The 24,212-nt window shown below is 67.1% G+C and carries 21 protein-coding genes; 10 read left to right on the forward strand and 11 right to left on the reverse strand.

The window, feature by feature from the left end:
* Positions 1-9 precede the first annotated feature (9 nt).
* The 6 genes from GNX71_RS14005 to GNX71_RS14030 all read right to left on the reverse strand — a co-directional run bounded on the left by GNX71_RS14005 (position 10) and on the right by GNX71_RS14030 (position 7,326).
* On the reverse strand, positions 10-1,770 hold the full coding sequence (locus tag GNX71_RS14005) for a GMC family oxidoreductase (protein WP_206178871.1): 1,761 nt from the start codon (positions 1,768-1,770) through the stop codon (positions 10-12).
* A 22-nt stretch (positions 1,771-1,792) separates the two neighbouring features.
* The gene (locus GNX71_RS33520; protein WP_241027269.1) at positions 1,793-2,122 is read right to left on the reverse strand and encodes a gluconate 2-dehydrogenase subunit 3 family protein; all 330 of its coding nucleotides are present in this window, start codon (positions 2,120-2,122) and stop codon (positions 1,793-1,795) included.
* An 829-nt stretch (positions 2,123-2,951) separates the two neighbouring features.
* Positions 2,952-3,431, reverse strand: coding sequence for a carboxymuconolactone decarboxylase family protein (locus GNX71_RS14015; protein WP_206178872.1), 480 nt, complete (start codon positions 3,429-3,431; stop codon positions 2,952-2,954).
* A gap of 125 nt (positions 3,432-3,556) precedes the next feature.
* Positions 3,557-4,474, reverse strand: a complete 918-nt coding sequence (locus GNX71_RS14020) for an MBL fold metallo-hydrolase (protein WP_206178873.1) — start codon at positions 4,472-4,474, stop codon at positions 3,557-3,559.
* A 441-nt stretch (positions 4,475-4,915) separates the two neighbouring features.
* Positions 4,916-6,061, reverse strand: a complete 1,146-nt coding sequence (locus GNX71_RS14025) for a sigma-54 dependent transcriptional regulator (protein WP_206178874.1) — start codon at positions 6,059-6,061, stop codon at positions 4,916-4,918.
* A complete protein-coding gene (locus GNX71_RS14030) occupies positions 6,058-7,326 on the reverse strand; it encodes an acyl-CoA dehydrogenase family protein (protein ID WP_206178875.1) in 1,269 nt (422 codons plus the stop codon). Before GNX71_RS14030 ends, GNX71_RS14025 begins: the two co-directional genes overlap by 4 nt.
* A 173-nt stretch (positions 7,327-7,499) precedes the next feature.
* On the opposite strand from GNX71_RS14030, the gene ssuD reads away from it, so the two are divergent.
* The 10 genes from ssuD (at position 7,500) to GNX71_RS14080 (ending at position 18,220) form a co-directional block, all read left to right on the forward strand.
* Positions 7,500-8,663, forward strand: a complete 1,164-nt coding sequence (gene ssuD / locus GNX71_RS14035; protein WP_206178876.1) for an FMNH2-dependent alkanesulfonate monooxygenase — start codon at positions 7,500-7,502, stop codon at positions 8,661-8,663.
* Positions 8,660-9,850: an acyl-CoA dehydrogenase family protein gene (locus GNX71_RS14040; RefSeq protein WP_206178877.1), complete on the forward strand. Its 1,191-nt coding sequence runs from the start codon at positions 8,660-8,662 to the stop codon at positions 9,848-9,850. Before ssuD ends, GNX71_RS14040 begins: the two co-directional genes overlap by 4 nt.
* A gap of 340 nt (positions 9,851-10,190) precedes the next feature.
* Positions 10,191-10,784, forward strand: a complete 594-nt coding sequence (gene msuE, locus GNX71_RS14045) for an FMN reductase (protein ID WP_206178878.1) — start codon at positions 10,191-10,193, stop codon at positions 10,782-10,784.
* A 33-nt stretch (positions 10,785-10,817) separates the two neighbouring features.
* The gene (gene sfnG, locus GNX71_RS14050; RefSeq protein ID WP_206178879.1) at positions 10,818-11,954 is read left to right on the forward strand and encodes a dimethylsulfone monooxygenase SfnG; all 1,137 of its coding nucleotides are present in this window, start codon (positions 10,818-10,820) and stop codon (positions 11,952-11,954) included.
* A gap of 68 nt (positions 11,955-12,022) precedes the next feature.
* Positions 12,023-12,853, forward strand: a complete 831-nt coding sequence (locus tag GNX71_RS14055; protein ID WP_206179476.1) for an ABC transporter ATP-binding protein — start codon at positions 12,023-12,025, stop codon at positions 12,851-12,853.
* Between the two features lie 14 nt (positions 12,854-12,867).
* A complete protein-coding gene (locus tag GNX71_RS14060) occupies positions 12,868-13,749 on the forward strand; it encodes a branched-chain amino acid ABC transporter permease (protein ID WP_206179478.1) in 882 nt (293 codons plus the stop codon).
* A 3-nt stretch (positions 13,750-13,752) separates the two neighbouring features.
* Positions 13,753-14,769 carry a branched-chain amino acid ABC transporter permease gene (locus GNX71_RS14065; RefSeq protein WP_206178880.1) on the forward strand — a complete coding sequence of 339 codons (1,017 nt, stop codon included), beginning with the start codon at positions 13,753-13,755 and terminating at the stop codon, positions 14,767-14,769.
* A gap of 47 nt (positions 14,770-14,816) precedes the next feature.
* Positions 14,817-16,139 (forward strand): ABC transporter substrate-binding protein, encoded by a 1,323-nt coding sequence (locus GNX71_RS14070; RefSeq protein WP_206178881.1) that lies wholly within the window; start codon positions 14,817-14,819, stop codon positions 16,137-16,139.
* A 34-nt stretch (positions 16,140-16,173) separates the two neighbouring features.
* Positions 16,174-17,433: an SfnB family sulfur acquisition oxidoreductase gene (locus GNX71_RS14075; RefSeq protein WP_206178882.1), complete on the forward strand. Its 1,260-nt coding sequence runs from the start codon at positions 16,174-16,176 to the stop codon at positions 17,431-17,433.
* Between the two features lies 1 nt (position 17,434).
* Positions 17,435-18,220: an ABC transporter ATP-binding protein gene (locus GNX71_RS14080; RefSeq protein WP_206178883.1), complete on the forward strand. Its 786-nt coding sequence runs from the start codon at positions 17,435-17,437 to the stop codon at positions 18,218-18,220.
* Here the strand turns inward: GNX71_RS14080 and GNX71_RS14085 are convergent.
* Genes GNX71_RS14085 through GNX71_RS14105 form a run of 5 tightly spaced genes read right to left on the reverse strand, consistent with a single transcriptional unit; the run spans position 18,160 to position 24,159 of the window.
* The gene (locus tag GNX71_RS14085) at positions 18,160-19,107 is read right to left on the reverse strand and encodes an SdiA-regulated domain-containing protein (RefSeq protein ID WP_206178884.1); all 948 of its coding nucleotides are present in this window, start codon (positions 19,105-19,107) and stop codon (positions 18,160-18,162) included. The two genes, GNX71_RS14080 and GNX71_RS14085, sit on opposite strands and share 61 nt — an antisense overlap.
* Before the next feature lie 46 nt (positions 19,108-19,153).
* Entirely contained in the window at positions 19,154-20,539 is a 1,386-nt protein-coding gene (locus GNX71_RS14090) for an amidase (RefSeq protein WP_206178885.1), read from the reverse strand.
* Positions 20,540-20,598: 59 nt separating this feature from the next.
* Positions 20,599-22,245, reverse strand: a complete 1,647-nt coding sequence (locus GNX71_RS14095) for an ABC transporter ATP-binding protein (protein ID WP_206178886.1) — start codon at positions 22,243-22,245, stop codon at positions 20,599-20,601.
* Between the two features lie 2 nt (positions 22,246-22,247).
* Positions 22,248-23,183: an ABC transporter permease gene (locus GNX71_RS14100; protein WP_206178887.1), complete on the reverse strand. Its 936-nt coding sequence runs from the start codon at positions 23,181-23,183 to the stop codon at positions 22,248-22,250.
* 34 nt (positions 23,184-23,217) lie between these two features.
* Positions 23,218-24,159 carry an ABC transporter permease gene (locus GNX71_RS14105; protein WP_206178888.1) on the reverse strand — a complete coding sequence of 314 codons (942 nt, stop codon included), beginning with the start codon at positions 24,157-24,159 and terminating at the stop codon, positions 23,218-23,220.
* Positions 24,160-24,212 lie beyond the last annotated feature (53 nt).

Consider the following 24,212-nt stretch of genomic DNA (forward strand, 5'->3'; position numbering starts at 1 on the left):
GCAGTCCCCTCAAAGCATGCGCGGTTGCTTTGCATAGCGCACCAGGTCATCGCCCAGGCGCAGTGCCATTGCCGCGAGCGGACCCGTGGGGTTGTATCCCGCGTTGTGCGCATAGACCGACGCGCCGACCACGAAGAGGTTCGGCGCATCCCAGTGCTGAAGCCGCGGCGACACCACGCTCGTTGCCGGATCGGCGCCCATGATCGTTCCGCCCGTGGTGTGCGTTGTCTGGTACTGGCGCGCATCGAAGTCGCCTCGCCGGGGTTGGGGCGCGCCGACCGTCGTGGCACCCATGGCGCGCGCAATGCCAGCGGCCTTGTTCGTGACGTACTCGCTCATCCTGTGGTCGTTTTCGTGAAAGTTGAAGGTCATGCGCAACAGCGGCGAACCGTAGGCATCGCGGTACGTCGGATCGAGGTCGAGGTAGTTCTGACTGTGCGGGTAGTTGCTGCCGTGCACCGCGACGTTGAAGGCGTGCGCGTACCAGTCGGCGTTGGCCTGCTTCCACGCCGATCCCCAGCGCGGCGTTCCGGCCGGATGGAGCCGGGCATTGATGGGCCGGCCATTCGTCACGTTCGAGTAGATATAGCCGCCGCCGAAGAAGCCGAGCCCTGCATGGTCGAAGTTGTCGCCGTTGAACTCGTCCACCACCATCTGCGAGGCGCCCGAGGCCATGAACGGATTGATGAAGCGGTCCTTGAAGAACACCGGTACCGACGACATCACCTGGTAGCAGAAGTTCTTGCCAACCACGCCCTTGCCCGTCTTCGGGTCATAAGGGCGGCCGATGCCGCTCGTGAGCAGCAGCTTGGTGTTGGTCATGGTGAAGCCGGACAGCACAACGACATCGGCCGGCTGCTCGTACGTTTGTGCGGTCTGCAGATCGATGAACTGCACGGCCGTCACGCGCTTGGCGTGCTTGTCGTAGACGAGCCCGGTCACCTGCGAGTGAAGTCGAATCTCGAAATTGCGCTGCTTCTGCAGCAAGGGATACAGCAGCACCGCCGGACTGGCCTTGGCATTGGCCTCGCAGAGAAAGCGCTCGCAGTGGCCGCAGTACTGGCACGGTGCGAGGCTCGCGCCATCGGGATTGGTGTAGGCGCGCGGAGAGTTGGCCGCGGGCAGCGGGAATGGCTTGTAGCCGAGGCTTTGTGCGGCGGCCTTGAAGATGCGGCCCGACTCGAGGATCTCGAGCGGCGGCTGCGGAAAGTCGCGTTGTCGGGGCGCCTCGAAAGGGTTGCCGCCGTCGATCACTCGTCCGCCGACATTGCCGGCCTGGCCCGCAATGCCGAAGAGCTGCTCGAACAAGTCGTGGTACGGCTCCATCTCGGCGTAGCTGATGCCCCAGTCCTGCACCGTCATCTCGCGCGGAATCGCGGCTTTGCCGTAACGGGATTCGAGGCGTGTGCGCAAGGCCGGGTCGTATTCGGCCCAACGCCAGGTCTGGCCGTTCCAGTGGTTCGCCGCGCCGCCCATGCCTTCGCCGGGGAGGAAGGCTTCCATGCGGCGCACGGGCAAGGCGCTCTCGCTGGTGGCATGACGCAGGGTGTACGTCTCGTTCGCCCAGTTCTGCACCAGGCCGTTGCGCACGCCCCAGCGCAGCTCGTCGCGTTGGTTGGGCAGCGTGGCGGCAGCACTGCCGGCGAGATCGCCACCGCGCTCGAGCACCAGCACGTCGATGCCGGAGTTCATCATCTGCCGCGCCGCCAGGCCCGCGGTGAGGCCGCCGCCGACGAAGACGACGGCGCGTTTGGGAAGTTTGTGAGTCATGGGGATGGATGGGTGGGGGCCTTCAGCTGAAGTCCTCGATCGATTGCGGCTTGGCCGCGCCGGGGAAGGGCAGGCCGCGGAACTGGACCACGTTGCGCCCGTGAAAGGCGGGAAGGCCGGGGAAGCCCATGGCGCGCCAGAAGGCCTTGTCGCGGTTGCCGCCGTACATCGGGTCGGCAAAGCAAGCCTGAACGAACAGCGGATAGAAAAAGTCGTTGAACCACGCACCGAGCGCATAGCGTTCGTCGTCCATGCGACCGGCAGCGACCTCTTGCAGCAGGGCGTCGAGCGGGGCGGCTTCGAACTGCTCGATGGCCTTGCCCGTACGTTGCTGGGCTTCGCGACGCAGCACCGCGAGGCCAGCCTTGAAGTGCTGCTCGGGGAGAGGGGCGACTGGTAGCCGTGTTGCGGCTTGCCGGGGCGCCAGGGGCCCTGCCGGTAGAGCTGGTCGCCGCGCCCCCAGCCGCCGGCCAGCTGGCGATCGATGTACAGATGCAAGCCGCAATCGACCCCGTTCGGTGTCATTGCATCGGCCGGGCACATCACGTTGACGAGGGCCTCGACGCAGGCGGCCTCCTGCGGGCCCAGCGACAGGTACGCCGAAGAGGGGGCATTGCCGGTGGGGCGGGCTGCGGCGTCCTGCGCCGAGGCGAGGGGGCTGGCGAGGCCGCCCAGCAGTGCGGGCGCCGCGAGCGCTGCGACGCTGGAAGCGCCGCCGATCTGGCGCAGGAAGAGACGCCGCGCAGGCGGCTCTCGGTCATTCAGGGACATGGAGGTCTTTCTTCGAGGGGCAAAGTTCGTGCGATGAGGAAAAGGAGTTCGTGCGGCATGCATCCATCGCTGCCAAATCTAGGTTTCGGCAGGTCGATGCGGTAGCCCTGCCGAGCGAAACGCCGCAGTGAGCCAACGGCATCAATGCCGGCGCAACACCACTTCAGTTCGATCGACAGCGCGCTCCGGAAACGCACGGCTGCGCCACCCGCAACACGGCGAGAAAGAACTCGAAGCAAAGGAGAGTCGGGCGCTGGATCTGCGAGGCGCAGGCGCAGCCACCAATGGCGAGGGAGGGCTGCGCTCCCAAGTCGTCGTCGCAACCGGACGCGAAGAAGGCCGCGCCACTGTGTGGAAACAGCAAGCAGGCGCAGACACCGCCAGAGGCGGTGTCGCTTGCCGCGAGGGCTTTAGGAGAGGTTCGCCTTGTCCAGGCCGAAGGCCTTGTCGGACGATCCGGGCACGGTCTGGAACGCGACGTTCACTCGGTTCCATGCATTGATGGCCATGACGCTGAAGGTCAGGTCCGAGAGTTCCTTTTCCGACAGTTGCGTGCGCACGCGCTCGTAGATGTCGTCGGGCACGCCTTGCTCGGGCAGCCTGGTCAGCACTTCGGTCCAGGCCAGGGCTGCGCGCTCGCGGGGAACGAACAGCGTCGATTCACGCCATGCAGCCAAGTGGTGAATGCGCAGTTCGCGCTCGCCATGGATCTTGGCTTCCTTGATGTGCATGTCGAGGCAGAACGCGCAGCCGTTGATCTGCGACGCGCGGATCGTGACCAGGTCTCGAATCGTTTGCTCGATGGTGCCGTTGTCCACGAGCGTGCTGAACTCAATCAGCTTCTTGAAGAGTTCGGGCGATTGCTTGATGTAGTTGAGGCGATGGGTCATGTGTGGCTCCGACCTCAGTGCGGCTGAGGTACCCGTTTGCGAAGACTGCGAGAGAAAGAAAAATTGGCATCGACGATGCGGCGCCCGAGAAGGCCCGCGGCCTGCTCGGGCGTCGCAGACTGCGTTCAGTAGTCCCAGATGATCGGAACCCAGCGAAAGATCTCGCCGTCGATCGCCACCCGGCCGATGGAGGGGAAAGGCAGGTGGGCGGCCACCAGCAATCCGCGGGTCTGCGCCAGTTCGCGGAAAAGGCCGATGCGAACGTCGGTCGCTTTCTCGGGGTCGTGCTCGAAACCGTTGTGCCAGTCGGGGTGGTCGAATGCGACCGGGAACATGGCATCGCCGGCGAACATCAGGCGCTCGCCGCCCGACACGAGGTCGACCACGCTGTGCCCCGGGGTGTGGCCGCCGGTGAGACGGACCACCACACCTGGCGCCACCTCGCGTCGCTCCTCGAAGATCTGCAGCTGGTCACGGTATTCGTTGTAGAAGCTCTTGGCGGTCGAGCGGAGCACCTCCGGCACGGGTTTCGGCATCACCGTCTGGGAGAAGTCGGGCGAGATCCAGAAATCGACTTCGGCCTTGGCCACGTGGATGCGCACGTCGGGGCGCAGGCGTTCCTTGATACCGGGAACGAGCAACCCGCCCACGTGGTCCATGTGCATGTGGGTGATGATCACGTCGGTCACGGATTCGAGCTCAATGCCGGCCGCGGCCAAGCGCTGGGGAAACTGCCCCGCGCGCGGGAAGCCCGGGAACTGGCCGCCCAGCCCCGCGTCGATGAGGATGGTCTGGTCGCCGCTGCGGGCCACCATCACGTTCAGCGGCCAGTCGTACTTGTCGGGCGGCATGAACATCTGGTCCAGCCAGCTTGCCAGGTCTGCCGGGTCGGCGTTGGTGGCCATCGTCGAGGTGGGCAGCGGCAGCACGCCGTCGCTGACCACCAGCGCGTCGATATCGCCGATGCGCAGCGCGTAACGCGAGGGCACCGGATCTTTAGGCTTCTCGCTCGTGGGTTGCAAGGTGTCATCTGTGGGGGACATGGCGGAATCTCCAAAAGGGCGGCCCGATTGCGCGGGCCTAACCTGCCAGGCGACTGGCAGCAAGTTGCCGTTCAACACCGAAGGGTTGTCGGGCCCGGATCACGGCAGAAGGCCGCATGCCGTTGATCGTAGGGAGGGGGTGCACGCGCCGGTAGGCCCGTGAACGGACGCACAGTGGTGCCTGATACGCACCAAACACATGGACCGTTGATGGGTGGTGACAGGCTTGTGTCACCCGGTGCAAGGCAAGACCTGGGGAAGTCGCGTTGACTGTGGACAAGTCAACGCGCGCAGGCCGACGGTCTTTTAATTTCCTTCACAGCAGGGACCTACCAGTCATGCTGCGTACGGCAATCAGTCTTCGACCAGCCCAAGAAAATCCTTCGAGCGCTGGCTCGCGGTGGGTCCGAAGAGCTGATCGGGCGAGGCGTCTTCCACACGCTATTTCAACGCCGAAATCTCCCGACTCTTGATGAGCCTGGAGCGCAGGATGTTCCGGCTGATCCCCAGCAGCCTGGCCGCCTGTACCTGGTTGCGGTGGCAGAACTCGAAGGCGGTGCGCATCACGGTGTCTTCGATCAGTTCGAACATCTGCTCATGAGGCTCGTTGAACAAATCGCGCAGCACCGTCTCCAGCGCCTGCTGCGGCGTGGCGTGCGCAACAGGAGCCTCGCTCTCGACCGGACGCCTCTGGATGTTCAGCGAGGACAGGTGCAGGTGCTCCGCGCCCAGCACGCCGTGCTGGCAGATCAGGAGCGCGTGGTGGATCACGTTCTCCAGCTCGCGGATGTTGCCGGGCCAGCCGTGCTCGGAGAGCTTCTGCTCGGCGCTCGCGTCGAGGCGCACCGCGCCGTAGCCCAGCCGCTGGCGGTACTCCTCGATGAAATGCCGCGCCAGCGGAAGAATGTCGCCGGGTCGCTCGCGCAATGTGGGGAGCGCAAGGTGCACCACGTGCAGCCGGTAGAACAGGTCTTCACGGAAGTGGCCGGCGGCCACCGCGTCCTGCAGCCGCACATTGGTCGCGGCCACCACGCGCACGTCGATCGGCACGCTCTTGCGCGAACCCAGGCGCACCACCTCGCGCTCCTGCAGCACGCGCAGGAGCTTGACCTGGATCGACAGCGGCAGGTCGCCGATTTCGTCCAGGAACAGCGTGCCGCCGTTGGCGGCCTCGAACCAGCCCGTCTTGGCCGAGAACGCGCCGGTGAACGCGCCTTTCTCGTGGCCGAAGAGCTCGCTCTCGACCAGGCTTTCCGAAAAGGCGCCGCAGTTCACCGCCACGAAGGGCTTGCCGCTGCGGCGGCTGAGGTCGTGCACATGCCGTGCGATCAATTCCTTGCCCGTGCCGGTCTCGCCGATGATGAGCACGTTGGCGTCGCTGGGTGCCACCATGCGGATGCGCTCGAGCAGCGCGGCCGAGCGCGGGTCCTGGAACACCTGCGCGGTGGCGCGGATCGAGGTGGTGAGCTTGCGCGGGTTGGGGAGCGTGAGAAGGGTGGACAGGGGAGGCGCATCCCAGTCCTCGTCCGATGCGGGGGAGGCATCGGCCGGCGGCAGCACAGCGAGAGGGCGGGTATAGGCGGTCATGAGTAGAAAGTCGGTACGGGGAATTGCTGCTTGAGGGCCCATTCGCCGATCTCGCGCAGCTTGTAGGCCACCGGGTCGTGCAGGGTCTGGGTGCGCAGGTTGCGCCAGTGGCGGTCCAGGCGCAGGCCGCCGTGGGTGGCGCGCGCGCCGGCCACGTCGAACATGCGCGTACAGATGTCCAGCCCCGTGTTCGTCGCCGCGACCTTCGCGGTGGCCACGGCCACCGCGACGTCGCCGCGCTCGGTCTCGGTCAGCGCGGGGCCGCGCCGCCAGGCTGCATCGAGCCGGTCGGCCGCGCGGTCGGCCAGCACCCGCACGCTCTCCAGGCCGACCCAGAAGTCGCCGTAGTGGCCGAGCACGTAAGGGTCTTCATGCATCTGCGCCACATGGGCCGCATGCCATGGGCGCGACTCGTGCAGCGTGTAGTGCCGCGCATCGTTGAAGGCCGCCTCGGCGATGCCCAGGTAGATGTTGGCCAGCACGAGCTGCGACACCAGCGGCCGAAGACATGCGAAAGGCGTCGACAGCGGCCCCGGGTCGGCCAGCACCTCGTGCTGCTCCACGCGCACCTTCTCGAAGGTCACGCTGCCGCTGTCGGTCTGGCGCTGGCCGATATTGTTCCAGTCGGGCGCGACGAAGATGCCCGAGCGGCCGGTGGGCACCGCCGCGACGATGAAGGCGCCGCTGCCCGCCTCGCGCGCCGAGGCGATCAGCATCTCGGAGTCGAGTGCGCCCGAGCAGAAGCTCTTCTGCCCAGTGAACTCGCGCCAGCCCTCGCGTGCGCTCGCCACCGTGCGGTCGTCCAGCGGGTTGAGCGCGTTGCCCCAGAACCAGCGTCGGCGCGCGGTCTGCTCGAACCACGGCTGCCATTGCGCGGGCCGTGCGAACAGGCGCACCGTGGCCAGCATGAGGTGATGGAAACCGAAGACATGCGCGATCGAGCTGTCGGCCTGTGCGAGCAGGCGCACGACATCGAGCGTCTCGCGCCAGTCCGCGCCGCCGCCGCCGAACTCGTGCGGAATGCTCAGGGCCAGCAGGCCGCTTTCGCGCAGGGCATCGCGCTCGGCCTTTGGCGTGCCGCCGCGCTCGTCGCGCTCGACCGCGGTGGCCGCGAAGCGCTGCATGAGATCGCGTGCGGTGTCGCGTGGAGATTCATCAGCAACCGGAATGGAAAGAACGGAACTCACACACAAGTCCTTGGTGATCGGCAGGCAGCACGGTTGCTGCGCCAGCAGCATGTTCGCGGCGAAGCAGTGGCCGACCAACGATGCGATCCGTATATCGATCCTTGCTTTGCTTCCATGGCAGCAGCACGCGCGGACCGATGCGCCGCGTGCAGCAGATGTGGTGCTCGGCTGCTGCTCCAGCAGCAGAAATCGCGCGCTTTGGCGCGTTCTTGCAGGCAGGGCGACTGGCACGCTAACTGCTGAACTGCCGCATGCAACTTTTCTGGTTCCTCCCCACGCACGGCGACAGCCGCTACCTCGGCACCTCGCGCGGCGCGCGCACGGTGAGCCATCGATACCTGCGGCAGGTGGCGCAGGCCGCCGACGAACTGGGCTACGAAGGCGTGCTGATCCCTACCGGGCGCTCGTGCGAAGACTCGTGGGTGGTCGCCTCGTCGCTCGCGGCGCAGACCGAGCGGCTCAAGTTCCTGGTCGCGATCCGCCCCGGCATCATTTCGCCGACGGTCTCGGCGCGGCAGGCTGCAACGCTCGATCGCTTTTCCGACGGCCGCCTGCTCATCAACGTGGTGACCGGCGGCGATCCCGACGAGCAGCATGGCGACGGCAGCTTCCTCACGCATGCCGAGCGCTATGAGGTGACGGACGAATTCCTGCGCATCTGGCGCGGCGTGGCCGCTGGCGAGACGGTCAACTTCTCGGGCAAGCACCTGCGCGTGGAGAACGCAAAGACGCTCTATCCGCCGGTGCAGAAGCCGTACCCGCCGTTGTGGTTCGGCGGCTCGTCGGACGCGGCCATCGAACTTGCAGGCGAGCAGGTCGACGTGTACCTCACCTGGGGCGAGCCGCCAGCGGACGTGGCCGACAAGATCGCGAAGGCGCGCGCCGCCGCAGCGAAACATGGCCGCACGCTGCGCTTCGGCATCCGGCTGCATGTGATCGTGCGCGAGACCAGCGAGGCGGCATGGCGCGCGGCGGACGAACTCATCTCCTATGTGACCGACGACACCATCGCCGCCGCGCAGAAAGCCTTCTCGCGCTTCGACTCGGTGGGGCAGCAGCGCATGGCCGCGCTGCATGGCGGGCGGCGCGACAAGCTCGAGGTGTCGCCCAACCTGTGGGCCGGCGTGGGCCTGGTGCGCGGCGGCGCGGGCACGGCGCTCGTGGGCAGCCCCGAGGAGGTGGCGGCGCGCATCAAGGAATACGCGGCGCTCGGCGTGGAGACCTTCATCTTCTCGGGCTATCCGCATCTGGAAGAGGCATACCGCGTGGCCGAACTGCTGTTCCCGTTGCTGCCGCTCGACCATGTGCGCCCGGCGGGGCAGGCGAACATCACCGGGCCTTTTGGCGAAGTCATTGCCAACGACATCGTGCCGCCTTCGTCGACGGTCACAGTGCGCGAGAAGGCTGCTGCATGAAGCATTTCTCCGCGGAGGCCGGCGACAAAGTCGTGCCCTGGCATGCCACGGTACAGCGCATCACGGAGGCACTGGCAGAGACCGCTCTCGAACGAGACCAGCGCGGCGGCACGCCCAAGGCCGAGCGCGATCTGCTGCGGGGCAGCGGCCTGCTGATGCTCAGCGTGCCGGCCGAGTTCGGCGGCCTCGGCGCGAGCTGGCAGCAGACGCTCGATGTGGTGCGCGGCTTTGCGCGCGTCGACAGCTCGGTGGCGCACCTGTTCGCTTTCCATCACCTGCTGCTCGCGACCACGCAGCTCTTCGCGCAGCGCGCGCAGTGGCAGCCGTGGATCGAGCAGACCCGCGCGCAGCGCTGGTTCTGGGGCAATGCGCTGAACCCGCTGGACAAGTCCACGCGCGCGGAAGCGGTCGATGGCGGCTACGTGTTCTCCGGCCGCAAGAGCTTCTGCTCGGGCGCGAGCGACTCCGACATGCTGCTCGCGTCTGCCCTCGATGCGAACGACCGGCTGCTGATCGGCGTCGTGCCCACGCAGCGCGCGGGCATCGCGGTGCAGGGCGACTGGGACAACATGGGCCAGCGCCAGACCGACAGCGGCAGCGTGCTGTTCGACAACGTGCGGGTCGACGTGGGTGAACTGCTGCTCGACCCCGGCCCGCTCTCGACGCCGTTCGCCTGCCTGCGTCCGCTGCTGGCGCAATTGATCCTCGCGAACATCTACCTTGGGCTGGGCGAGGGCGCGCTCGAAGAGGCGAAGTCCTTCACGCTGCAGCAAGGCCGCCCCTGGCTGTTCTCGACGGCCTCGTCCGCGAACGAAGACCCCTATGTGCTCACGCACTACGGCGATTTCTGGCTCGCGCTCCACGGCGCCCGCGTGCTGCTCGACCAGGCGGCCGCGGCCTTCGACCAGGCGTGGCTGCGCGGCACTTCGCTCGACGAGCACGAGCGCGGACAGGTGGCCGTCACCGTGGCCGCATCCAAGGTCGCGAGCACGCGCGCGAGCCTCGAGGTGGCGCATCGCATGTTCGAAGTGACGGGCGCACGCGCCACCACCGCGGCGCTGCGGCTGGACCGCTACTGGCGCAACCTGCGCGTGCACACGCTGCACGATCCGGTCGACTACAAGCTGCGCGAGCTCGGCGACTGGGCGCTCAATGCGCGCGTGCCGCAACCCAGTTTCTATTCCTGAACTTCCGCGTCCGATGCAACGGGCCTGCGACCTCGCGTTGCAGGCCCGTTGTGCTTTCAGGTGGGCACCTCGCGCTGCTGCAGGGGAAACAGTTTTCGCATCGGTTTGCTGCCAGGCGTTCATTCGGTGGCTGCATACCGATCTGCTTCGAACAACTATGACGGCAGAGCTGCTGGCCCATCAGCAACCCACCCGCAGCCTGCTGCCGATTCAGCATGCGAGCGGGCAGCCATTTCGTTCTAACTCGTTGATTCATAAGGAAAAAGATGATGGCACGCCATTCGCTTATATCCAGTGCGCCGCGAATGGGTCGCAGCTTCCAAACAGAGGTCATATCAACATGAGTCGAAAACTGAAAGTCGTTGCCGTCTCCGGCAGCCTGCAACGTCCCTCGCGCACGCTGGTGCTGGTCGATCAACTGCTGGCCGCGCTCGGCAACGAGGTCGCCATCGACGCACGCGTGATCTCGCTCGGCGAGATCGGCCCGCAGTTCGCCGGCGTGCTCTATCGCAACCAGTTGCCCGCGGCGGTCGAAGAGAGCATCGCGGCCATCGAGTCCGCCGACCTGCTGCTGGTGGCGAGCCCGGTGTATCGCGGCTCGTATACGGGGCTCTTCAAGCACCTGTTCGACTTCGTTCATCACGAAGCACTGACCGACAAGCCCGTGCTGCTCGCGGCCACCGGCGGCAGCGATCGGCATGCACTGGTCATCGACCACCAGCTGCGCCCGCTCTTCAGCTTCTTCCAGGCGCGCACGCTGCCCATCGGCGTCTACGCGGTGGAGAAGGACTTCGAGGGCTACGAGATCGCCAACCCGGCCCTGCGCGAACGCATCGCGCTGGCCGTGGCGCGCGCCGTGCCGCAACTGCGCGATGCCTCGCCCGCCGCTGCACCCGTCATCCGCAAGCCCGCGCCCGTGGCGCTGGCCGCCTGAAGCCCATTCGACCTTTACAGAGAGAGCCTTGCCATGAGCCAAACGCCTTCCACCACCGCCCCCGTCAAGTTCGCCTACTGGGTGCCCAACGTCAGCGGCGGTCTCGTGGTCAGCACGATCGAGCAGCGCACCGACTGGAGCCTCGAATACAACCAGCGCCTCGCGCTCGCGGCCGAGAAGGCCGGCTTCGAATATGCGCTGAGCCAGATCCGCTTCACCGCGGGCTATGGCGCGGAGTACCAGCATGAGTCGGTGTCGTTCAGCCAGGCGCTGCTGCATGCGACCACCAAGCTCAAGGTGTTGGCTGCGATCCTGCCGGGCCCGTGGAACCCGGCCGTGGTGGCCAAGCAGATCGCCACCATCGACCACATCTCCAACGGCCGCATCGGCATCAACGTGGTGAGCGGCTGGTTCAAGGGCGAGTTCCAGGCCATCGGCGAGCCGTGGCTGGAGCACGATGAGCGCTACCGCCGCTCCAACGAATTCATCCGCGCGCTCAAGGGCATCTGGACGCAGGACAACTTCACCTTCAAGGGCGATTTCTACCGCTTCAGCGACTACACGCTGAGCCCGAAGCCGGTGCAGAAGCCGCACCCCGAAATCTTCCAGGGCGGCAGCTCGCGCGCCGCGCGCGACAACGCGGCCAGCGTGTCGGATTGGTACTTCACCAACGGCAACACGCCCGAGGGCCTGAAGCTGCAGATCGACGACATCCAGGCCAAGGCCGCGCAGAACGGGCACACGGTGCGCATCGGCGTGAACGCGTTCGTCATCGCCCGCGACACCGAGGAAGAAGCCAAGGCGGTGCTGGCCGACATCATCAAGCACGCCCACGTCGAGGCGGTGCATGCCTTCGGCGATGCAGCCAAGCAGGCCGGCAAGTCGTCGCCCGAGGGCGAGGGCAACTGGGCCAAGTCCACCTTCGAAGACCTCGTGCAATACAACGACGGCTTCCGCACCAACCTCATCGGCACGCCGCAACAGATTGCCGAACGCATCGTGGCGCTCAAGGCCATCGGCGTGGACCTGATCCTCACCGGCTTCCTGCACTTCATCGAAGAGGTGGAGTATTTCGGCGAGAAGGTGCTGCCGCTGGTGCGCAAGCTCGAAGCCGAGCAGGGCGCGAATGCCGGCAAGCACAGCAAGCCGGCGCTGGAAGCCGTGGCGTGAGCCTCGCGATGCCCGATCTTTTCTTCGAGGCGGGGCCGGTCTCGCTCGGTGTCGATCCGGTGGCCTTCATGCCGGCGGGACGCGCGGCACCGGCCGGAGAAGACACGGGCACGTCGGCCGTGCTGCGGCTGGAAGGCATCGACCTGTCCTTCGGCGGCGTCACCGCGCTGTCGGGCGTGGACCTGTCGATCGCCAAGGGAGAGATCCGCGCCGTCATCGGCCCGAACGGCGCGGGCAAGAGTTCGCTGGTCAATGTCATCAGCGGGCTGTACCGACCCGACCGCGGGCGCGTGTGGATCGGTGGGCGCAGCTTCGGCCATGTGCCGACGGCGCGGCTGGCCCGGCTGGGCATCGCGCGCACCTTCCAGAACCTCGCGCTCTTCAAGGGCCTGAGCGTGCGCGACAACATCGTGCTGGGCCGCGTCGATGCGGCGCGCTCCACCTTCATCGAACAACTCATTGGCCTCGGCCGCGCACGGCGTGAACGCGAAGATGCGCGCGCGCGGGCCGACGCGATCATCGGTTTTCTCGGGCTGGGCGCCGTGAGCGAGCGGCTGGCCGGCACGCTGGCCTATGGGCTGCAGAAGCGTGTCGAGCTGGCGCGTGCGCTGGTCGCGGCGCCGCAACTGCTGCTGCTCGACGAGCCGATGGCCGGCATGACCGTCACCGAGAAAAGCGAGCTGGTGCACTTCGTGCGCGCCGCGCGCGACGAATTCGGCACCACCATCCTCCTGATCGAGCATGACATCGGCGTGGTGCTGGGCCTGTCGGATCGCGTGGCCGTGCTCGACCACGGCATCAAGATCGCCGACGGCACGCCGGCCGAGGTGCGCAGCGATCCGGTGGTGATCGACGCCTACCTGGGCGTGGCCCACGACAACGAAGCGGAGCAGGGCTGATGGACGCCTCGGATCTGAGCTTCTTCGCCGAGGTGCTCATCGGCGGCCTGCTTTCGGGCGTGATGTATTCGCTCGTGGCCATCGGCTTCGTGCTGATCTACAAGACATCGGGCGTGCTCAACTTCGCGCAGGGCGCGCAGCTGCTGTTCGCCGCACTCACCTTCGTGAGCCTGGTGGAACGCGGCGTGCCTTTTGCACTGGCATTGCTGCTCACATTCGCACTGATGGTGCTGCTGGGTCTCGCCATCGAGCGCACCGTGCTGCGTCCGCTGGTGAACCAGCCGCCGATCACGCTGTTCATGGCGACGCTGGGCCTCTCGTACGTGATCGAAGGCGTGGCGCAGCTCGTGTGGGGCACGCAGGTGCATGCGCTGGAACTGGGCATCGCGGACGAGCCGCTGCAGTTCCTCGGCATCATGGTCTCGACCTTCGACCTGTTCGCCGCCGCGACGGCCGGCGTGATGGTCGCGCTGCTCTCGGCCTTCTTCCGCTACACCCGCGTGGGCCTCGCATTCCGTGCGGTTGCGGACGACACCTATGCAGCGATTGCGGTGGGCCTGCGCCTGCCGCGCATCTGGGCCACGGTGTGGGCCACGGCCGGCGTCATCGCGCTGGTCGCCGGACTGCTGTGGGGCGCGCGGCTGGGCGTGCAGTTCTCGCTCTCGCTGGTGGTGCTCAAGGCGCTGCCGGTGCTGGTGCTCGGCGGCTTCGATTCGATCCTGGGCGCCATCGTCGGCGGGCTGGTGATCGGCGCGCTCGAGAAGCTGGCCGAGGTGTACATCGGGCCCTTCGTGGGCGGTGGCATCGAGAGCTGGTTTGCGTACGTGGTGGCGCTGGCTTTCCTGCTGATCCGGCCGAGCGGGCTGTTCGGGCAGAAGCTCGTCGAAAGGGCCTGAGCGATGAGTGCTGTCGCCTTGCCCCGGACCTTGCCTGCGTGGACCTGGCCGCTTGCCGTGCTGGTCATCGCCTTCGGCGTCGTGCCGTTCGTCGCTTCCGGCTATGTGTTCGACGCGCTGCTGATCCCGTTCCTCGCGCTGTCGCTCGCGGCAGTGGGGCTCAACCTGCTGACGGGCTACGCAGGCCAGTTGTCGCTGGGCACCGCGGCCTTCATGGCGGTCGGTGCCTTCGCTGCCTACAACTTCAACCTGCGCGTGGAGGGGCTTCCACTGCTCGTGAGCATCGGCCTCGCGGGGCTGGCCGCCACGGCCGTCGGCCTGGTGTTCGGCCTGCCGAGCCTGCGGCTGCGCGGCTTCTACCTCGCGGTGTCGACGCTGGCGGCGCAGTTCTTCGTGCAATGGGCGCTCACCAAGTTCAGCTGGTTCAGCAACGACAACGCCTCGGGCGTGATCGATGCGCCGTCGCTCGAAGTGGCCGGCATCGTGTTCGACACGCCGGTGGGCCGCTACATCTTCTCGCTGAGCATCGTCACCGTGCTGACGCTGCTGGCGTGGCGCCTCGTGCGTACGCAGACCGGCCACCACTTCATTGCCGTGCGCGACAACGAACTGGCCGCGCGCGTCATCGGCGTGCCGGTGCTGCGTACCAAGCTGCTGGCATTTGCGGTGTCGTCGTTCATCGTCGGCGTGGCGGGCGTGCTGTGGGGCTTCGTGTACCTGCGCACCGTGGAGCCCGCGGGCTTCAACCTCGATCGCTCGTTCCAGATCCTCTTCATCGTGATCATCGGCGGGCTCGCGACGATCCGCGGGGCCTTCTTCGGCGCGGCGCTGATCGTGGTGTTTCCGCTGCTGCTCTCGCGCGTCGGCAGCTTTCTCTTCGGCGGCTGGTTCGATTCGGGCGTGCTCGACATGAGCCAGCGCATCGTGTTGGGCGCACTGATCATTTTCTTTCTCGCGGTAGAGCCGCAGGGGCTGGTCGCCCTGTGGGACCGCGCGCGCAAGCGGCTTGCGCCGGCCTGAGCGCACGCCTTTTCTTTTTCCTTCGCATCCCAAGAACCTTCATCACCATGTCCTTCCTCAAGCACCTGAAAACCGCGGCCCTGGCCGCCACCCTGTCCGTGGCCGGCCTGCAGTTCGCGCACGCCGATGGCAACGAGCAGTTCTTCCCGCTGCAGAGCTACCGCGTCGGCCCGTATGCGGCCGGCGGCACGGGCTTCTTCGGCGGCTTCATCGACTACCTGAATCTCGTCAACACGCGCGACGGCGGCGTGGGCGGCGTCAAGCTGACCTGGGAAGAGGGCGAGACGCAATACGAAGTGGAGCGCGGCGTCGAGGTGTACGAGCGCCTGAAGCAACGCCCCGGCATCGCCACCTGGAACCCGCTGTCGGTCGGCATCGCCTATGCGCTCATCGATCGCGTGACGGCCGACAAGGTGCCGCTGCTCACCATCAACCACGGCCGCACCGACACCACCGACGGCCGCGTGTTCAAGTACATCTTTCCGCTGCTGCTCAATCCGTACAGCGAGACCTCGGGCATCGTGAACTACATCGCGGGCAAGGAGGGCGGCACCGACAAGCTCAAGGGCAAGAAGATCGTGGTGCTGTATCACGGCTCGCCCTACGGCAAGGAGACCATTCCGGTCTACGAGCTGCTCGCCAAGAAGTACGGCTTCACGCTGCAGCAGATCGAGGTGCCGCACCCGGGCAACGAGCAGCAGTCGCAGTGGCTCACCATCCGCCGCGTGAAGCCCGACTACGTGGTGCTGCGCGGCTGGGGCGTGATGAACCCGGTGGCGCTCAAGACCGCGCAGAAGACGGGCTTTCCGGTCGATCACATCGTGGGCAACGTCTGGTCCAACTCCGAGGAAGACGTGATCCCCGCGGGCGATGCGGCCAAGGGCTACGTGGCCATCACCACGGTGGCGGCCGGCGCGCAGTACCCGGTGCTGCAGGACATCACCAAGGTCGTCTACGGCGCGGGCAAGGGCAACCTGCAGGACACCAAGCGCATCGGCAGCGTCTATCACAACCTGGGCGTGCTCAACGGCATCCTGAACGTGGAGGCCATCCGCATCGCGCAGGCGAAGTTCGGCAAGCGCACGCTCACCGGCGACGAGATCCGCTGGGGCCTGGAGAACCTGAAGATCGACGAGGCGCGCGCCGCCGCGCTCGGCGCCAAGGGCCTGTTCCACTCGATCAACGTGACCTGGGACAACCACGAAGGCGATGGCCGCGTGGCCTTCCAGCAGTGGGACGGCAGCAAGTGGAACGTGGTGTCCGACTGGATCGCGCCCGACTGGAAGCTGCTGCGCCCGATCATCGAGAAGTCTTCGCTGACCTATGCGAAAGAGAAGAACGTCAAGGTGCGCAAGAGCATCGACGACTGATCCGCACGTCCACACGCATCTGAAAGACCACGCCATGTCTGCTGTTCTCGAACCTTCCGCATCCGTAGCGACCGCCGCCAACGATCCCGTCCCCGGCCTGCCGCTGTCCGACACGCCCGCGCATGTGATCCGCGACGACGCCGAGGCCATTGCCGTGGCGCATGCGCTGGCCGCCAAGCTGATCGTCGGCGCCTCCGAGCGCGATCGTCTGCGTCGCTGGCCGGTCGAGGAGATCGACGCCTATTCACAGAGCGGCCTTTGGGCCATCAACGTGCCCAAGGCCTTCGGCGGCGCGGAGGTGTCGTATGCCACGCTGGCCGAGGTGATCGCGATCATCTCGGCGGCCGACCCGTCGCTCGGGCAGATCACGCAGAACCACCTGGGCTTTGTCGCCGCAGTGCGCACGGTGTCCGACGCGGCGCAGCAGAAACTCTTTTTTGCCGACTTCCTGCGCGGCGTGCGCTGGGGCAATGCGTTCTCGGAGTCGGGTTCGAAACGCGCGGCCGATTTCGAGACGCGCTTCACCGATGCAGGCGACCACGTGGTGGTGACCGGCAAGAAGTTCTATTCGACCGGCGCGCTGCTCGCGCACTATGTGCCCATCGTGGCCAACGACGAAGCGGGCAACACCTGGTATGTGGTGGCCGACCGCAATGCGCCGGGCCTCACGGTGATCGACGACTGGTCGGCCTTCGGCCAGCGCACCACGCTCAGCGGCACGGTGGTCATCGACCATGTGAAGGTGCCCAGGACGCACCTGATCCCGGCCTACAAGGGCTACGACACGCCTTCGGCCGACGGCGCGATCTTCCAGATCATCCAGGCAGCAGTCGACGTGGGCATTGCGCGCGGCACCATCGCGGAGACGGTCGATTTCATCCGCACCAAGACGCGCCCGTGGATCGACAGCCAGCGCGACCACGCATGGGAAGACCCGTATTCGATCCAGGCGGTGGGCGACCTGCAGATTCGCCTGCATGCGAGCGAAGCGCTGCTGGAGCGCGCGGGCCGCGCCATCGATCGCGCTGTCGCCGCACCCGGTGCCGACAGCGTGGCCGCGGCGCAGATCGCGACGGCCGAGGCCAAGGTTCTTTCCACCGAGATCGCCATCCTGGCGACCAACAAGCTGTTCGAGCTGGCGGGCACGCGCTCCACGCTGGGCCAGTACAACCTGGACCGCCACTGGCGCAACGCGCGCACGCACACGCTGCACGATCCCGTGCGCTGGAAGTACGCCATCGTGGGCAACTACTTCCTCAACGGCGTGAAGCCGCCGTTCCACGCGTGGAGCTGAGGTGACGGCTTCCCTGTTGCGCATCGAGGCCGTCGAGGCGGTGTACCAGCGCTCGATTGCCGCGCTGCACGGCGTGAGCCTGGAGGTGCGCGCCGGCGAGATCCATGCGCTGCTCGGTGCCAACGGCGCGGGCAAGTCGACCACGCTCAAGGCGGTGTCGAACCTGCTGCCGGCCGAGCGCGGACAGGTCACGGCCGGGCGCATCGTCTTCGATGGGCACGACACGGGCCGCACAAGCCCGGCCGATCTCGTGCGGCTCGGCCTGGTGCAGGTGCTGGAGGGGCGCCACTGCTTTCGCACGCTGACGGTGGAAGAGAACCTGCTGACCGGCGGGCTCGGCCGCAGCGCGCGGCGTTCGGAAACCGCCGAAGACCTCGCAAGGGTCTACGCGATCTTTCCGAAGCTCAAGGACAGGCGAAAGACCCCGGCCGGCCTCAGCTCCGGCGGCGAGCAGCAGATGACGGCCATTGGCCGCGCGCTGATGTCGCGGCCCCGGATGCTGGTGCTCGACGAACCTTCGATGGGCCTCGCGCCGCTGGTGGTGCGCGACATCTTCGAGCAGCTGCGGCGGCTTAACCGTGAGCAAGGCCTCTCGATCCTGGTTGCCGAGCAGAACTCCACCGTGGCGCTGCAATACGCCGACCGGGCGACCGTGCTCGATGCCGGCGCTGCCGTCTTGAGCGGCGATGCAGCGGCGCTGCGCCAGCGCGCCGACATCCAGTCTTTCTATTTCGGCGAAGGCGTTGTCGCTGCCGACGCCGAGGCTGACGTCCGCTCGAATCGGTAGAACAGATTGGGTTCGGACAGCAGATAGAGCCTGCCGTCGGGCCCCACGGCGACCCCCTCGGGCTGCGGCACCTTGCGCTGCAGGCCGGAGAACCCGCGCCACAGCGGCAGCATGCTGACCGGACGCCCGTCCGGCGCGTATTCCACGATCAGTGCCGACTCGTCGCTCAGCAGCAGCAGGTGTCCGGTCTCGTCATGCAGCGTGACCGAGGAAAGGTCGCTCATGAACAGCGAGGCCGCGCGCGAGGATTTCCATTCGCTGATGTCGATGTTGAAACCGGTGGAGGGCATGGCCGGGTCCAGCCCGGTGATCACCAGCACGCGCATCGGCAGCTTTTCGCGCACCACATACAGGCGCTTGTGCACGCCGTCCCACGAAATGCCCTCGAAGCTGCTGTTGTGCAGCTTGTCGATGCCGATGCCCAGGCTCGGCCGGCCGGCCACCGACACCCGCTGCGTATCGCGGCCGATCTGCACCCAGTACATGCGGTGGCTGTCCTCGTCCGAGATCACGTAGCTGTCGCCCTGCACGTAGGTGATGCCCTCGGGATCCTTCACCCCGTCGAGCGCGATGACGCGCAGCAGCCGGCCCTCGGTGGTGAGCTCCGCGATCTGCGGCGGGCGGTTGATGACGGTGAAGAGGGTGCCGGTTTCCGTGTTGAAGGTCAGGCCCGAGGCATTGCGGCTGAGGCCCTGGATCGGCACGCCCTCGACCGCCACCTTGTAGTCCGGGAGCCACAGCGAGGTGCCCGCCCACTGCGATGCGCCCAGTGTCGTGCTGAGCCAGTAGTAGCCGAGGGCCAGGACCTTGAAATACCAGACGAACAGCGCACCAAGGCCCAGGACGACGGCGTAGAGAAGGGACTTGCGGGGACTCGGACGGGGCATGCGACCGAGTCTAGGGGCTGCCGCCGAAGGGCGATGCTTCAGCCCATCACACAGGCTCTGGCCAAGGCGCCTGTACCCCGCGCACGGACTCGTAAAACGCAGCCACCTGCAGCACGCCCAGGTCGTCGAACCGGCGCCCGGCGATCTGCAGGCCGATGGGCAGGCCGCTCGCGGCGTAGCCGCAATTGATCGACGCCGCGGGCTGCTCCGACTGGTTGAACACCGAGGTGAAGTGGGAGTCCTTCAGGGGATTCTCCGGACCGCTGTTGATGGCCTCCGCCGCGAAGGGCAGCACCGGCGACACGGGCGACAGCACGTAGTCGTACGGCTGCGTGGCGGCCACGGTTGCCGCGCGCAATGCTTGCATGCGCGTGAAGGCACGGAAGGTTTCCTCGGGCGAGAGCGAGCCCGCGAACTCGCCCGCCGCGTGGATGTAGTCCGCTGCCAGCCTGGCGCGTTCCAGCGGCATGGCGGCCAGGTCGACGCGGCAGCGCATGGTGAAGAAATGCGCCATGCCCATGCGCATTTCCAGCGTGGTCCAGTCGGTGAGCGGCTCCACGATGGCGCCGGCCTGCTCGAAGACGCGCGCCGCGGCCAGCACGGCTTCTTTCACCTCGGGGTCGATCGGCCAGCCGCCCGCGGTGTCGGTCCACAGGCCGATGCGCAGGCCCCGCACGTCGCGGCCCAGGTACTCCCACGCGATGTCTTGCGCCGGCAGGCTCATGTAGTCGCGCGGATCGGGGCGCGACACCACCTTCATCAGCAGAGCGGCGTCGGCGACGGTGCGCGTCATGGGGCCGATCACGCGTGCGGCCGCCGGCGGGTCGACCGGAATACGTCCATGGCTGGGCTTCAGGCCGAACACGCCGCAGAAGCTGGCGGGAATGCGCACCGAGCCGCCGATGTCGGTGCCCAGGTGCAAGGGGCCGTAGCCCGCGGCGGCGGCGGCACCGGCGCCGGAGCTGGAACCGCCCGTGTTCTTGCTCAGGTCCCAAGGGTTGCGCGTGAGCGCATGAAAGCTCGACGGGGCCGCGCCCAGGAAGCCGAAGTCCGGCATCGTCGTTTTGGTGACGATGACCGCACCCGCTTCGCGCAGGCGCGCGGCTGCAGGTGCATCCACCGCGGCGGGCGACAGCACCGTGGCAGCGCTGCCCAGCGGAGACGGCGTGCCGCGCGTGGCGATGTTTTCCTTGAGCGTGACCGGTACGCCGTCCAGCTCGCCCTGCGGCGCACCCTGGGTCCATCGTGTTTCGGAGGCCTGGGCCGAGGCCAGCGCGGCTTCGGCATCCAGCCCGTAGGTGGCGTGGATGCTCGGCTCCCAGCGTTCGATGCGCGCCAGCACGGCCTTCGTCACGTCGACGGGGGAGAGGGTGCGGGCGCGATAGCGTTCGAGCAGTTGAACGGCGCTGAGGGCGTACAGGGGTGTTTCCATGGTGTGTTTCTTTTGCGGGTCGAAGATGTTGATCGGAGCCAGTGGCTGATGCACGCGCATCAGCCCTGCCCGAATGCGTAGCCCTGACCAGGGGCTGCGGCCAACAGGGAGCGGGTGTAGGCCTCGCGCGGCGACAGCAGCACGTCGCGCGCAGTGCCTTGCTCGACGATGCGGCCCTTGTGCATGACGATCAGCCGGTCGCAGATCTGGCTGGCCACGCGCAGGTCGTGCGTGATGAAGAGGATGCCGATGGACAGGCGCTGCTGGATTTCCGCGAGCAGCTTGAGGATCTGGTCCTGCACGGAAACGTCGAGCGCCGAAACGGCCTCGTCGGCAATCAGAACCTGGGGCTCGCAGGCCAGAGCGCGCGCAATGCACAGGCGCTGCCGCTGGCCGCCGGAGAACTCGCTCGGATAGCGGTGCAGCACCTCGGGTTTCAATCGCACCAGGTCCATCAGTTCCTCGGCGCGCTTCCAGGCCTTCTCGGGCGAGAGACCGAAATTCACCGGCCCTTCGATGATCGACTGCCCGACCGTGCGGCGCGGATTCAGCGAGCGGTTCGGGTCCTGGAACACCACCTGCACCATGCGCCGGAAAGCCGAGAGCCGTGCACGCGGCGCGTGCTCCGCTTCGAGATGGGGCACCCAGACCTCGCCACCGGTCGGCTCGATCAGCCGCGCGATGCAGCGCGCCACGGTGGACTTGCCCGAGCCCGACTCGCCCACGATGCCCACGGTTTCGCCGGCGTGGAGCTTGAGCGACACGTCGGTTGCCGCATGCACCGTGCGGCGCTTGCCGGGCCACGAGCCGGAGCGGTAGGTCTTGGTCACGCTGCGCGCATCGAGCAGTGGAGGTGCGTCCGCGATGGGAGGGCGCGAGGCGGGCGCGAGGTGCGGCACGGCATCGAGCAGCATGCGCGTGTAGGGCTCCTTCGGCCGGCGCAGTACGTTGTCCTTCGGTCCGCTTTCGATCTGGCGGCCCAGCTGCAGCACCACGACATGGTCCGCAATGTCCGCGACCACGCCGAAGTCGTGCGTGATGAACAGCACCGCCGTGCCGTTCTCCTGCTGCATCTCGCGGATGAGCGAAAGGATCTCGGCCTGCGTGGTCACGTCCAGCGCGGTGGTCGGCTCGTCGCAGATCAGCAGCGCGGGGCGCAGGATGAGAGCAATGGCAATCACGATGCGCTGCCGCTGGCCGCCCGAGAGCTGATGCGGGTAGGCGTCGTAGATGCGTTCGGGCTCCGGCAGCTTGACGCGCGCGAAGATGGCCAGCACCTTCTGCCTGCGCTCGGCGGTGCCGAGGCCGGTGTGCTCGGCCAGAATTTCGTCGACCTGCGCGCCGCAGCGCATCACCGGGTTCAGTGCCGTCATGGGCTCCTGGAACACCATCGCCATGCGGGCACCGCGCCAGGCACGCAGATGCGCCGCGTCGGCCGTGAGGATGTCCTCGCCCAGAACATCGATGTGTCCGCCCGAGGGCTTGAGCGAATCGGGAAGCAGCCCCATCACCGCCTGGGCGATCACCGATTTGCCCGAGCCCGATTCGCCCAGCAGGCACACGACCTGGCCGGGCATGACGTCGAAGGAAACACCGTGAACGGCATGCGGCCGGTCTGCGCCTTCGGGCAGGTCGATGCACAGGTCGCGCACGACAAGGCAGGGCGATCCGGCGGCGGGCTGAGTGGTGGAAAGCGTGCGTGCCATGGTCAGCTCCCGCGCTTGTTGAACTTGGGGTCGAGCGCGTCGCGCAGGCCATCGCCCAGCATGTTCACTGCCAGCACCGTGACCGCAAGGAAGGCGCCGGGCAGCAGGACGGTGGAAGGATGCGACGTGAAATACGCGCGGCCCTCGGACATGATGTTTCCCCAGGTCGGCACGTCGGAGGGCAGGCCGATGCCAAGGAATGACATGACCGCTTCCACCAGCATGGCGGCCGCGCAGACGAAGGTGCCCTGGACGATCAGTGGCGCCACCGTGTTGGGAAGGATGTGGCGCAGCATCAGCTTCCAGGCGGGCGTGTCCAGCGCAATGGCCGCTTCGACATACGGCTCTTCGCGAACCGACAGCACGACCGAGCGCACCAGCCGCGCCACGCGCGGTGTTTCGGGAACGACGATGGCAAGGATCACCGTCCACAGGCTGGGCCGCCAGACCGCCACGAGCACGATGGCGAACAGGATGCCCGGGATGGCCATGATCCCGTCCATCACCCGCATGATCGTGCCGTCGAGGCGGCGAAAGTAACCCGCGACCATGCCCACCAGCACCCCGAGCGCGATCGAGCCCAGCGCGACCGCCACGCCCACCGACAGCGAAATGCGCGCGCCGTAGGCCGTGCGGCTCCAGATGTCGCGGCCCATGCTGTCCGTGCCCATCGGGAAGAAGCGCGCGAAGCTGTCGCCAGCCAGCGTCGTGAATTCGGCATGCGCGCCCGGCGACAGGTGCGAGTTGGCCGGGTCCATCGCGTTGGGGTCGATGGTGTAGAGCCACGGGGCCGCGACCGCCAGCACCACCATGAGGCACAGGAGCGCGCTGCCCGTGCGCACGGCGCCGTTCGCGAAGACGCGGCGCAGGAGGGACGGTTGGCGATGGCGGCGCGGCGCGGTTGCCGCCGTGTCCGCCGGCAGGGGAATCGAAGTCATGAAAAGGTCTCCGAAAGAAAGATGACCGCTCGCGTCAGTAGCGGATGCGCGGATCGAGCAGCAGGTAGCTCAGGTCCACCAGCAGGTTCACGACCACGTAGACGAGCGAGAAGAACAGGGTGATGCCCTGGATGAGCGGGTAGTCGCGCGAGAGCACGGCATCCACCGTCAGCTGGCCCAGGCCCGGTATGGCGTAGATGGTTTCGGTCACCACCACGCCGCCGATGAGGCCGGCCACGCTCAGGCCGATGATGGTGGCGATCGGCACGGCCGCATTGGCGAGCGCGTGGCGGATCAGCATGCGCCGCTCGGAGATGCCCTTGGCGCGCGCGGTGCGCACATAGTCTTCGGTCAGCGCTTCGGAAACCGCGGCCCGCGTGACCCGCGCGATCAGCGCCGCATACATCACGGCCAGCGTCACGCAGGGCAGCACCAGATTGCGCAGCCAGGGGCCGACGCCTTCGGCGATGCGGTTGTAGCCCTGCGACGGCAGCCAGCCCAGCTGCATCGAGAACAGCCAGATCATCAGGTAGCCCGCGACGAACACCGGCACGGAAAAGCCGAGGACCGACGCGCTCATGATGAAGCGGTCGAGCCGGCCGCCGCGCCGAGAGGCCGCCAGCACGCCCAGCGGCACGGCGATGAGCACGGTGAGCACGACGGTCACGGCGGCCACCGAGAGCGTGGGCTCCAGCCGTTGGCCGATCAGCTGGGTCACGCTCATCTTGTAGAAGTAGGAGTACCCCAGGTTGCCGCGCAGCACGTGGCCCAGCCATCCGAAGAACTGGCTGAGGACCGGTGCGTCCAGGCCGAGCTGCGCGCGGATGCGTTCGACGTCCTGCACGCTGGCCGCATCGCCCGCGATGGCCGCCGCCGGATCGCCAGGCGTCATGCGCAACAGCAGGAAGACGATGACGGCCACGATCAGGAGCACGGGCACGGTGGCCAGGCCGCGCCGCAACAGGAAGTTGAGCATGTGAGAGGGTCTCGTTCGAGCGATTGAACAGCCGGCGCGGGCAAGGGAAATCC

The sequence above is a fragment of the Variovorax sp. RKNM96 genome (assembly GCF_017161115.1).
GTDB lineage: Bacteria > Pseudomonadota > Gammaproteobacteria > Burkholderiales > Burkholderiaceae_C > Variovorax.